Below are 11,001 nucleotides of genomic sequence, written 5' to 3'. Positions count from 1 at the left end.
CGGGACGGTTCGGTTCGCCATAAGGGATTGAAAGGCCTTCGCTGAGAAAGAGCGCATCAGAGTGAGCAGCTTACATTGCGTTGCACGTCGCGCTTGAATTCATCCCTCTACTCGGAAACTGCTGTAAACCATCAGGCTACCCGGGAACCGGTCGAATGACGCGATGCGATCAGGCCCATGTTCCAGCAGGAGTTTTCAGCCTCAGACACGGCTTGTCTGGTGAAATTCATTCACGAGGCCGGTGATGTCGCGATCCTCGAATGGCGCGACCCCATTGGCCTTCGAGGATGCGGTTTTTTCGCCGTGAAAGAGGGCAGGGTCACATTCCAGCGCGGTTATTGGGAACAATCTTCTTTTCTGAAAATGAACGGACTTCCGATTGAATAGCGCATATCCGGCATAAGGTGCGGGCCTGCATCGAGCACTTTTCATCAGCCGGTCGATTCGCGTGTCCGAGCCGGGATCTAGTGGTCCCGCTGCACCACATAGCGGGCAAGGGCGCTCAGGGTTTCAGCACGCTGGCCATAGGGAGCCAGAAGGGCCTCCGCTTCCTCCAGCAAGCTGGCAAGCTCCTGCCGGGTTCGTTCTGGTCCGGACAGGGCGACCAGCGTTGCCTTGCCGGCCTCCGCATCCTTGCCGGTTGCCTTGCCCATGCGTTCCGGGCTTGCTTCCAGATCGAGCAGATCATCTGCCAGCTGAAACGCGAGGCCGATAATCTCGCCGAATCGCGTCAGGCGTCCTATATCTTGTTCAGAAGCATTGCCGAGGCGCGCTCCGGCCCGGCAGGCATAACGCAGCAAGGCCCCGGTCTTCATGGACTGGAGCGTCCGGATTTCGGTCTCGGTGCGCGATCTGTGCTCTGATTGCAAATCCAGCATTTGCCCGCCCGCCATGCCGCCGATACCTGCGGCGCGCGACAGGTCGCGGCACAGCTCCAAACGCAGATGCGGATCGGGATGGACCCTGTCCAGCGTAATCGCATCGAAGGCGAGGGTCAGCAACGCGTCGCCTGCGAGAATCGCGGTCGCTTCGTCAAAGGCCCTGTGCACGGTTGGTTGTCCTCGGCGCAAGTCGTCATCATCCATTGTCGGCAAATCGTCATGGACAAGCGAATAGCAATGAATCAGTTCAAGCGCGGACCCCGCAATCACGATGCCGGGATCATCGCGCCCGAACATCCTGGCTGTTTCGAGAACCAGAATGGGACGCAGCCGCTTGCCGCCTCCCAGAGCCGCGTATCGCATGGCCTCCAGCAGGCGTTCCGGGCGTTGTGTCTCCTGATCGGCCGGATCAGCCGTCAGGAGTACCGAAAGGGTTTCCTCCACACGTCCTGCCTGTTTTGCCAAGTGTGGCTTGAGTTCAAATGCCATTTAATGCCTTGCCGGAACAATTTTTCTTTCGCTGGACGGTTTCCCTCTCCCGATTTCCATGTATCGTCAAGACTGGAAAAGGCTTTTGTGCATTTGCCAGATGCCTTTGTTCAGAAATGTGCTGTTCTCGACAGGCACGTCCCGGTGTTTTTAAGGGAGTGGTGAATGCGATTGTTGTCCAGCCTGCTGAAGTCTTACATCCAAAAAGGCCGTCTCCGGCTGATTGGACCTACAGGCGAAATAAATGAAATCGGAAGTGGGCTGGACGGCCCGACTGTGACCGTGCGCTTGCATGACCGCAAGCTGCCCCTGGCCATGGTGCTGAACCTCGAAATGGCCGGTTCCGAGGCCTTTCTCGACGGGAGACTGACCGTTGAGGAAGGCAGCACGATCTATGATCTGTTGTATCTGCTTGCATCAAACAACATGGGCGCCTTGAGTGACGCGCCCAGCCGTGGTCTTACCCGGCTCAGGGAGTTGATCCAGCGGGCGCTTGATCGTCACAACACCATCCGCCGTGCGAAGAAGCAGGCGCGGTATCATTATGACCTGTCGACCGATCTGTTCCGGCTGTTTCTGGATGATGGCCTGAACTACAGCTGCGCCTATTACCGTTCGCCCGAAGACACGCTGGAACAGGCACAGGATGCCAAGCTCAATCATCTGATTGCCAAGCTGGATCTTGAGCGCGGCATGGAGGTGCTTGAAATTGGCGGCGGCTGGGGATCGCTTGCGATCCGCATGGCCCAGCAGGGGGCCAAGGTTACGTCGTTGAATGTCTCGCCGGAGCAGGTGAAGATTGCCGAGCAACGGGTGCGCGAAGCCGGTGTCGAGAACCGGGTCAAGTTCGTGTTGAAGGACTATCGCGAGTTCCAAGGGTCTTTCGACCGGGTGATTTCCGTCGGCATGATGGAGCATGTCGGTATCGGGTATCTGGAGAAATATTTCGCGAAAGTGCACGAGGTCCTGAAGGAGGACGGATTCGCGGTGATCCATTCGATCGGCCGGATGACACCGCCGGGCGTGACCACCGGCTTCATCAAGAAGTACATTTTTCCCGGTGGCAACATTCCCGCGCTATCAGAGGTTCTCGGCATCACCGAAGACCAGGGGATCTGGGTCGATGACATCGAAATCCTCCGTCTCCACTATTACTACACCATCCGCGATTGGCGGCTGCGTTTCGAAAAGAACCGTGCCAAGGCCGCGGAGCTCTATGACGAGCGGTTCTGCCGGATGTGGGAGCTTTACCTCGCAGGGGTCGAGCTGTCCTTCCTGTTCGGCGCAAATATGGTATTCCAGCTCATCCTGTCGAGGAAGCGCGATGCAGTTCCGATCATCCGGGACTTCATTGTCGATAACGAGCGGAAGCTGAATGTCGAGTTGGAACGAGTCGGATAAGGACGAAATTGGGTCCGCAAAACAGAAACCCGCAAGATCAATTGGCCGGTTTGTCCGGAAATGGGTCTTGCGGTTTGTGCTGCTTCTTGTCCTGTTGCCCCCGCTGCTAACGGTCCTTTATTCGTTCGTGCCCCCGGTCAGCACCTTGATGCTGGCGCGCTATGCCGAGGGGCTCTGGGTGGATCGTCAGTGGGTATCTCTGGAAGAGATTTCACCCAACCTGATCCGCTCGGTCATTGTGTCCGAAGACAGCACTTTTTGTTTCAATGACGGGGTCGACTGGATTGCGCTGGAGCGTCAGCTCGGGATTTTGTCGGAGGGCGAAACGCCGCGCGGGGCCAGCACGTTGACGATGCAGACCGCGAAGAACCTGTTTTTGTGGCCGGGACGGTCTTATATCCGCAAGGGGTTTGAACTGCCGATGGCGCTGATGCTGAACGCCATCCTGACAAAAAAACGGGTGCTGGAAATTTATCTGAACATCGCCGAATGGGGCGAGGGGATATTCGGCGCGGAAGCTGCCGCTCAGGCCTGGTTCGGAAAGTCCGCCAAGGACCTGACCCATGTCGAGGCCGCACGCCTTGCGACGTCCCTGCCGAACCCGCTTGAACGCAATCCGGCCAGGCCCGCCTCCTGGCAGAGAAGCCTCGCGGCAACGAACCTGGCGCGTATTCGGCAAAGCGGGCCGATTTTCGATTGTGTTTTGCCCGAATAACGGTTAACCGGGTGCATCAGCGATCCGGTGTTTGCCGGGTCAAGAAAATTTGCGTTATGGGCTGGCAAAACCTGTGCGTTGCCTGTATAACGCCGCGCATTCCAACACGCTGCGTGATGCCACGCCCCGGGCTGTCCCGGTCCGGGCCGCGCGACTATGGACCACGGAGAAGAACAAAATGGCCGTTCCGAAGAGAAAAACCTCGCGCATGAAGCGCGGTTTTCGCCGTTCCGCGGACGCCCTGAAGCAGCCGACTTACGTCGAGGACAAGGATTCGGGTGAACTGCGTCGCCCGCATCACGTTGACCTGAAGACCGGCATGTACCGGGGCCGTCAGATCATGACCCCGAAGGACGATGCCTAAGGGTTCAGATCGCTGACTGGCGAAACAGATTTGGGCCGGCCCGCAAGGGTCGGCCTTTTTCATTTGTGATCGGCAAAAATCCGGATTGCCTTGCTGTCACCATGAAGCCGCGTGAGATGGTCTCCCCGTCCAGATGACCCGAGAGAGCTTTATGAGACCGATTTCGTTCCTGCCGCTGACCATCCTGCCGCTGATTGCGTATAACGTGATTGTTTTTGCCGGCACCGGGGGCGGCTCCCTTGCGTCGTTTTCGGCACCACTGGTCTCACTTCCGATGGTGTCCGGGGCGCACTTCACGATGGTGACCGGCGATCTCCTGATCGTGGCCGGTCTGTTCGTCCTGTTTGTCGAAGTGCTCAAGGCGACGCGGACCGGACCTGTGGCCATGGCCGACCACATCCTGTCGATGCTTGTCTTCGTTGTCTATCTGGTGGAGTTTCTGGTTCTCCGCGCAGCGGCAACCTCTGTGTTCTTCATTCTTATGGTGATGTCGCTGATCGACGTGATGGCGGGTTTTTCCATCACCATTTCCGGCGCGCGCCGTGACTTGTCCATCGGCCACGGCGGCGGTCACTAGAAGCTGCTATTTGCCCTTCTTGTGGTCCGTTTCGTCGGTCAGGGCATGTTTCTGGATCAGGGGCAGCTGCAGCAGCGCAAACAGCAGGGTGATCGGCATGACCCCGAACACCTTGAAGCTGACCCAGAAATCCGTCGAGAACGAGCGCCAGACGACCTCGTTGAGAATGGCGAGGAAGTAGAAGAACAGGCCCCAGCGCAAGGTCAGGATGCGCCAACCCTCGTCTGTCAGACGGAACGCACTGTCGAACACATAGCCGAGCAGGGACTTGCGAAAAAACAGGCCGCCGAGAAGCACCGTGCCGAACAGTCCGTTGACGATCGTCGGCTTCAGCTTGATGAAAAGATCGTTGTGAAGCCATAGGGTCAAGGCGCCGAACACGATCACCACGACGCCGGACACCAGCGGCATGACCGGAAGGCGCCTGGTTAGCCACAGCGAGGCGACCAGTGAAATTGTGATCGCCACCATGAAGGCGGCCGTTGCCATGAAAATCGGTGCGCCGAGGGCTTTCAGGGCAGGAAGGGCGGCCGCAATCTGATCCCCGCGGGCATTGAACAGGAAGAACACCGCAAGCGGTCCAAGCTCAAGGGCGAGTTTGAGAAGCGGTGACAGCTCCTTGCGCGTCGGATCGTTCGGGGCGTGTTCGAATTCCATGAAAGCTCCAGCTGCCGGTTACAGGCGGTCATGCCCCCACATAAGTGATCATGCAAAACAGGGCAAGGGTCCTTGACGGCAAGGCGGTTGGCGGGAAAGCGCCTCTTCATTTGCAGATGCCGTAGAGATGTGTCTGTGAAAATTTCGCCGTTACAAGTTCGGTTGAATAATTATTGGTTTCAATTATTATGACACAGAGACTTGTATTGGGCCGTTCCATGAGATTTTCAGCGCTGTACTTGGTGTTTTTTGCGCTGTTTGTCTCTCCGGTTGCCGCTGGCGGGGTTATCGGGGAGTCAGGGCTTATGCGTGCTCATGACGATGAAGACAACGCGATGGCTGTCGAAGAGGCGGCCAAGGGGATCAAGGACGGAAAACCTGCCGGGATTCTTCCGCAAAATCCGCTCCAGCCCGGGGGAAGTATCTCTGCCGTGGAGTGTGGCAAGACCTTCTGGAACCCTTGTGACGAAGCGAAGCCCTTTTTCGAATTGCAGATGGGAAAGACCGCTGCTCAAAGCACCATTGAGCAATACGCCAAGAATGAGACGGGCGTCGATTTCTCCAATATCTGCCTGACTGCGAACGGATCTTGCCCGGCAATCACCACAACGCGCGGATCAACCTGCTTTTGCGAGTTTGGCGAGGGGCTTGCGATTGGATACATCCAGTGACCGCGGCTGACACATCGCAAAACGGCAGGAAGTCGTTGCTTGGCTACCTCAATGACTACAAGGAATACATTGCCGCACTTGCGGTTCTGGCCAGCGCGGCCGCGGGCTTTTTCACCTATTTTGCGTCCAAGGCGCAGCTTGAAGAAGCGCGTTGTTATCTTTACGCCAACATCAAGTATGTCGAAAATCATCAAAACCACAACAATCTGTCGCGCCTGATGCTTGAAAACCTGAATGAGCAAAACGCCTTGAGGGACCGCGGGATTACGACGGGCCCAGACGTGAACCGGCTTAAAATCGCGCAAAACGATATTCAGACGAAGATTTCAAAAGCGGCCATGGCCCGGGACAAGGCGCTGGAGGACATGCGGGCGCAAAGCTGCGACGGCGAATCCTGAGGCATTTTCAGTGGGCCGGGAACCTCTCCCATGATTGGGTCAGGGGGTATCCGGCAGACAAGGGGGCGCTGTCACGGCGCCCCCTGCAATTTGCAATCGAACAAGAGGCGATCAGCCGTTAGCGATGTATTGGCCGCCATTGATGGTCATGACAGCGCCGGTCATGAAGGCTGCCGCGTCGGAGGCAAGGTAGACCACCGTCTGGGCAATTTCTTCCGGATGGCCGAGGCGGCCGACCGGAATGCCGGAAATGATCTGTTCCAGCACCTTCTCTGGCATGGCGCCGACCATGTCCGTGTTGATATAGCCCGGGCAGACCGCATTGACGGTGATGCCCTTGAAGGCGTTTTCCTGGGCCAGGGCCTTGGTGAAGCCGATCACACCGGCTTTCGCGGCCGAATAGTTGGTCTGGCCCATCTGGCCCTTCTGGCCGTTGATCGACGAGATGTTGATGATCCGGCCGGAGCTGCGGCTGCGCATGCCGTTGATGACCGGATGCGTCATGGTGAACATGGAATCGAGATTGGTTGAAATCACCTCTTTCCACTGCTCGAAGGTCATCTTGTGGAACATCCCGTCGCGGGTGATGCCCGCATTGTTTACCAGAACGTCGACCGGCCCGAGTTCGGCTTCCACCTTGGCGATGCCTTCGGCGCAGGCCTCCGCATCCGCCACATTCCACTTGTAAACATGAATGCCGGTCTCTGCCTTGAATGCTTCCGCCTTCTCGGTATTTCCAGCATAGGTAGCGGCCACCGTATAACCGGCATTCTTCAGACCTTTCGAAATGGCCTCGCCGATCCCGCGTGTACCTCCGGTGACCAATGCAACCTTGCTCATGCAGTCCTCCTCACTCTTGGTTTGAAGTGTTTTCGTGGCTCAATGCAGTCCCAAAATTTTCTCGTTAAAATTGTCATGGCAGCCAAATAATGACGCCGCCATGACAAGACGCAAATTTTGACGTTTTAGCGCTCCAGGCACATGGCAACGCCCATGCCGCCGCCGATGCACAAGGTCGCCAGGCCCTTTTTCGAATCGCGGCGGACCATTTCGTGCAGGAGCGTGGTCAGGATGCGTGCGCCGGATGCGCCGATCGGGTGCCCGATGGCAATCGCACCGCCGTTGACGTTGACGATGTCCGGGTTCCAGCCCATGTCCTTGTTCACGGCGCAGGCCTGAGCGGCAAAGGCTTCGTTGGCCTCGACAAGCTCGACGTCCTCGACCGCCCAGCCGGCCTTTTCCAGAGCCTTGCGGGACGCCGGGATCGGACCCGAGCCCATGATCGCCGGATCCACACCGGCTGTCGCCCAGGAGGCGATCCGCGCAAGCGGCGTCAGGCCGCGCTTTTCGGCTTCGGCTGCGCTCATCACAACAAGAGCTGCCGCCCCATCATTGATCCCGGACGCATTGGCAGCGGTCACGGTGCCCTCCTTGTTGAAGGCCGGGCGCAGCTTGGCGACGCCCTCAACCGTGGCGCCATGGCGGATATACTCGTCGTCCTCGACAACCGTGTCGCCCTTGCGGCCCTTGACGGTAAACGGGGTGATTTCGTCCTTGAACTTGCCGGCCTTCTGGGCCGCTTCCGCCTTGTTCTGCGAGGCGACCGCAAATTCGTCCTGTTGCTCGCGGGTGATTTGCCATTTCTCGGCGACATTTTCGGCGGTCTGACCCATGTGGTAGCCGTTGAAAGCATCCCAAAGGCCGTCCTTGATCATGGTGTCGATCATCTTGTAATCGCCCATCTTGTAGCCGGCACGCATCGGCGCGCAGTGGGGCGAGAGCGTCATGTTTTCCTGGCCACCGGCCACCATGATGGAGGCGTCTCCGGTCTGGATCTGCTGGGCGGCAATGGCGACGGTGCGCAGGCCGGAGCCGCAGACCTGATTCAGTGCCCAGGCGGTGGAGCTGTCGGGAATGCCGGCTGCGATGGCTGCCTGACGGGCGGGGTTCTGGCCCTGACCGGCGGTCAGCACCTGACCGAAGACAACTTCATCGACATCGCTTCCTTCGACACCTGCCTGGTCCAGCGCGGCCTTGATGACATGGGCGCCAAGTTCATGGGCCGGGACGTTGGCAAAGGCGCCGTTGAACGACCCGACGGGTGTCCGGGTTGCACTGACAATCACTACATCGTTTGAAGCGGGCATGTTTACTCTCCAGATGCTGCATGTGCGAAGTGAACCTTTCCCCTGTTGATTATATCGGGAGAAAAAGGTGCTTTCGCCAGCGACTAGAGACCGCAGCCGGTGCTGGTGTCAACTGGGAGGAACCCTACCTATGGTCAGTTTTTGCGGGTGCAGCATCATCCTTTCGTCGGTGCATATAAAAACGCTGGTAAGACACAATGCGAATGGCTTAGTCTGAAAGGCGGAGGAGACGGCAAAAGACCGGAAAGTCTTGTCGTCAAAAAGGAACTTGCCGAAAGGCTCCTTGCAAACGGAAGACAAAATGGCAAAGAGCACCGAGCCGACCATCATCAAGAAATACGCCAATCGGCGGCTCTACAACACGGGCACCAGCACATATGTGACGCTGGAGGACCTCGCCGTCATGGTGAAGGGCGAAGAGGATTTTGTCGTCTATGACGCCAAGACCGGACACGACATCACCCGTTCGGTCCTGACACAGATCATATTCGAGCAGGAGGGCAAGGGACAGCATCTTCTGCCGGTGACCTTCCTGCGCCAGCTGATTCGGTTTTATGGCGACAGCATGCAGGGACTGGTGCCGAGTTACCTGGAGTACTCGATGTCAACGCTGACCCAGGAGCAGGAAAAGATCCGCACCCGGATGAGCGAGGCGTTTGGTGCAACCGCCCTCGAAGCGATCGAGGATCAGGTCAAGCGCAACACCGAAATGTTCGAGCGGGCCATGAAGATGTTCATGCCGTTCCCGACCGGCGAAGCCGGAGCTTCCGAGAAAGCGGAAAAACCGGCCAAATCGGATCCGTCCGATCTTGACGAGATGAAGAAGCAGCTCGCCGAGATGCAGGAAAAGATCAACGATCTTTCAAAGAAGGACTGATGGGCCGCGTGGCGGCTGCCACGGCGGAACGGGTGCGAACCTCAGCACAGCAACACCCGTTGCTGTGTTGTTTGTTTGTTTCGGGTCATTCTGACTTTGGCTTTGCCATAAAGGTTGGCAGCCCGGGACACGTCACGCTGACTGCAATCGAATCGTTCAGGTCGGCGCCGTAACCAAAAGAGGGCGCGGTATTGTGCGGAGGCGTTTGATCCCGAATGCCGCCCGATCGGTATGGCAGAACGATTTACCCGGTCAAATGCGTTTGTTGACGGTGAGACCTTCTCTTTCTGTTTGGCTTGGGGCTTCGCCGAACAGTCTGCGGTAGGACTGTGAAAATCGGCCAAGGTGTGTAATGCCGACACGGTGGCAAATCTCGCTCACCGTTTCATTGGTGTTTGACTGTGTGATGATCTCCCGCGCCAAGCGCAGACGGAGCTCCCGCAAATACTGCATGGGCGTCTTGCCGTATTCTGCCTGGAATGCGAGTTGCAGGCTGCGGGTGGAGACGCCCGTGTGCTCGGCGAGCCGGCCAAGCGTTATGGAGCCTCCGATTCGTTCCATCATGAATTGAATTGCATGCCGGACATGTATGTTTCCCGCCGGCTTTGGAGCAGTCTCAAGCTGAAAAGAGATGTTGCTTGGCTGGCTTTTGAGAAACCCAAGGATCAGCTCTTCCTCAATCACGGCTTGGGTGTTCCCGGATCCGGGACCAAATGCTAGACCACGTTCCGCAAGGTCAAAACATGTCCGGAGTTTGCGGACCCAGGCTGCCGTTGCCGCGCGATCTGTGTCTATGGCTGTTTCGAAAGTCACGGGGGCTGCCAATGGTCCGCCCTTCAAGCACTCCGCGTGGTGTTTCAAGGCGTTTGCGTCAATTTGAAGATGAAGCCGCTCGCAACTCTCGTAGCAGAACACTTTCGTGTGGCGATGTGGATTGATCACACAGCCGAGACCCGGTCTGGAGGAAACCACGCCGCTACTGTTGTCGATATCGGCCCGGCCTGAAATCGGGATATGGATCATATAGAATGTTTCGAGTTCGCCGGGCTCAATCATCATCGTTGCGCCATATCTCAGATAGTTCAACGAAACTGTATGGCCTTCGACCCTGTTGTAATGCACGTCGAAACGGTCGGCGCCGGAAGCAATATCGAGCTTGTGAGGGTTATATCGCTCGGCAATGAACACCTGTGCTTCGTCCAGATTTTTGGTCTGAAACAAGCGGTATTTGGATAATGGCTCGATAGAGCGCTTCATTTGTATCTCATTGAAGCCGGGACGCTGCCTGGTTCGAAACAAGTTTCACGGCAGCAGACCATTTTATATGCGCGCTCTGATCGTCTCCTTGGAGATGTTGAATTTCCTGATAGCAAACTAGTTCAGACTGCGAATATGAGCGCTTGTGCCGGTGTACAGGATTGGCGGTGAAAGTCATCTTCCAATGGGGCAAGTTATTCAGCGCGATGTTGGGCTTGAATGTGGCACCATGACGCGAAGGACTTGGGAACTCCGGGGGGGCAAGGCAATGCCACTTGTTCCGGTTTTCCATTGAGGATTGCTCGCCCGGTGTAGCAAAGGGATTCGATCCTCCGCCGAGGCTGGGTTCCGGACTGGCAAGGGGGCTGGAGCTGTCCTTTTCTAAGCATTGGAAATCATCGTGCATGTTCAGGGGGCCGCGCCCGTTCAAAAGTGCCTGTTGGCGACCGGGCCCAATCTTTGTGTTTGGCTTGGGGTTTCGCCGAACAGTCTCCGATAGGCTTGTGAAAAACGGCCGAGGTGCGAAATGCCGACACGGTTATAGCGCGACAATCTGGGAGAGAAGTG

The 11,001-nt window shown here is 57.3% G+C and carries 12 protein-coding genes; 7 read left to right on the top strand and 5 right to left on the bottom strand.

All coding sequences use genetic code 11. From position 1 onward, the window contains the following. Positions 1-464: 464 nt before the first annotated feature. Positions 465-1,370, bottom strand: a complete 906-nt coding sequence (locus E1297_RS07810) for a polyprenyl synthetase family protein (protein WP_155136167.1) — start codon at positions 1,368-1,370, stop codon at positions 465-467. A 165-nt stretch (positions 1,371-1,535) separates the two neighbouring features. Here E1297_RS07810 and E1297_RS07805 point away from each other — a divergent pair, with 165 nt between their 5' ends. The 4 genes from E1297_RS07805 to E1297_RS07790 all read left to right on the top strand — a co-directional run bounded on the left by E1297_RS07805 (position 1,536) and on the right by E1297_RS07790 (position 4,427). Beyond that, on the top strand, positions 1,536-2,771 hold the full coding sequence (locus E1297_RS07805; protein ID WP_155136164.1) for a cyclopropane-fatty-acyl-phospholipid synthase family protein: 1,236 nt from the start codon (positions 1,536-1,538) through the stop codon (positions 2,769-2,771). Further along, positions 2,746-3,486 carry a monofunctional biosynthetic peptidoglycan transglycosylase gene (gene mtgA / locus E1297_RS07800; RefSeq protein WP_155136161.1) on the top strand — a complete coding sequence of 247 codons (741 nt, stop codon included), beginning with the start codon at positions 2,746-2,748 and terminating at the stop codon, positions 3,484-3,486. The genes E1297_RS07805 and mtgA overlap by 26 nt, the downstream gene beginning before the upstream one ends. 178 nt (positions 3,487-3,664) lie before the next feature. Further along, positions 3,665-3,850 (top strand): 50S ribosomal protein L32, encoded by a 186-nt coding sequence (gene rpmF, locus E1297_RS07795; protein WP_155136158.1) that lies wholly within the window; start codon positions 3,665-3,667, stop codon positions 3,848-3,850. Positions 3,851-4,001: 151 nt separating this feature from the next. After that, positions 4,002-4,427, top strand: coding sequence for a hypothetical protein (locus E1297_RS07790; RefSeq protein ID WP_155136156.1), 426 nt, complete (start codon positions 4,002-4,004; stop codon positions 4,425-4,427). A gap of 6 nt (positions 4,428-4,433) precedes the next feature. On the opposite strand, the gene E1297_RS07785 is transcribed toward E1297_RS07790, so the two are convergent. Further along, positions 4,434-5,084 (bottom strand): septation protein A, encoded by a 651-nt coding sequence (locus tag E1297_RS07785; RefSeq protein ID WP_155136153.1) that lies wholly within the window; start codon positions 5,082-5,084, stop codon positions 4,434-4,436. Between the two features lie 218 nt (positions 5,085-5,302). On the opposite strand from E1297_RS07785, the gene E1297_RS07780 reads away from it, so the two are divergent. Together E1297_RS07780 and E1297_RS07775 are read left to right on the top strand one after the other, a co-directional pair. Then, positions 5,303-5,755: a hypothetical protein gene (locus E1297_RS07780; protein ID WP_155136150.1), complete on the top strand. Its 453-nt coding sequence runs from the start codon at positions 5,303-5,305 to the stop codon at positions 5,753-5,755. After that, complete coding sequence (locus E1297_RS07775) at positions 5,752-6,153, top strand: hypothetical protein (protein ID WP_155136147.1); 402 nt, start codon at positions 5,752-5,754, stop codon at positions 6,151-6,153. The genes E1297_RS07780 and E1297_RS07775 overlap by 4 nt, the downstream gene beginning before the upstream one ends. A gap of 111 nt (positions 6,154-6,264) precedes the next feature. Here the strand turns inward: E1297_RS07775 and phbB are convergent, their stop codons facing one another. Both phbB and E1297_RS07765 read right to left on the bottom strand, forming a co-directional pair. Continuing rightward, positions 6,265-6,993: an acetoacetyl-CoA reductase gene (gene phbB, locus E1297_RS07770; protein ID WP_155136144.1), complete on the bottom strand. Its 729-nt coding sequence runs from the start codon at positions 6,991-6,993 to the stop codon at positions 6,265-6,267. A gap of 125 nt (positions 6,994-7,118) precedes the next feature. Continuing rightward, on the bottom strand, positions 7,119-8,300 hold the full coding sequence (locus E1297_RS07765) for an acetyl-CoA C-acetyltransferase (protein ID WP_155136141.1): 1,182 nt from the start codon (positions 8,298-8,300) through the stop codon (positions 7,119-7,121). 301 nt (positions 8,301-8,601) lie between these two features. Between E1297_RS07765 and phaR the strand changes: the two genes are divergently transcribed. Further along, positions 8,602-9,177 (top strand): polyhydroxyalkanoate synthesis repressor PhaR, encoded by a 576-nt coding sequence (gene phaR / locus E1297_RS07760; protein ID WP_155136139.1) that lies wholly within the window; start codon positions 8,602-8,604, stop codon positions 9,175-9,177. A gap of 252 nt (positions 9,178-9,429) precedes the next feature. Here the strand turns inward: phaR and E1297_RS07755 are convergent, their stop codons facing one another. After that, entirely contained in the window at positions 9,430-10,434 is a 1,005-nt protein-coding gene (locus E1297_RS07755; RefSeq protein ID WP_155136136.1) for an AraC family transcriptional regulator, read from the bottom strand. Positions 10,435-11,001: the final 567 nt, after the last annotated feature.

This window comes from Roseibium sp. RKSG952, from assembly GCF_009711355.1.
Note: the sequence above shows the minus strand (reverse complement) of the source record. Positions and strands in the feature narration are given on the sequence as shown.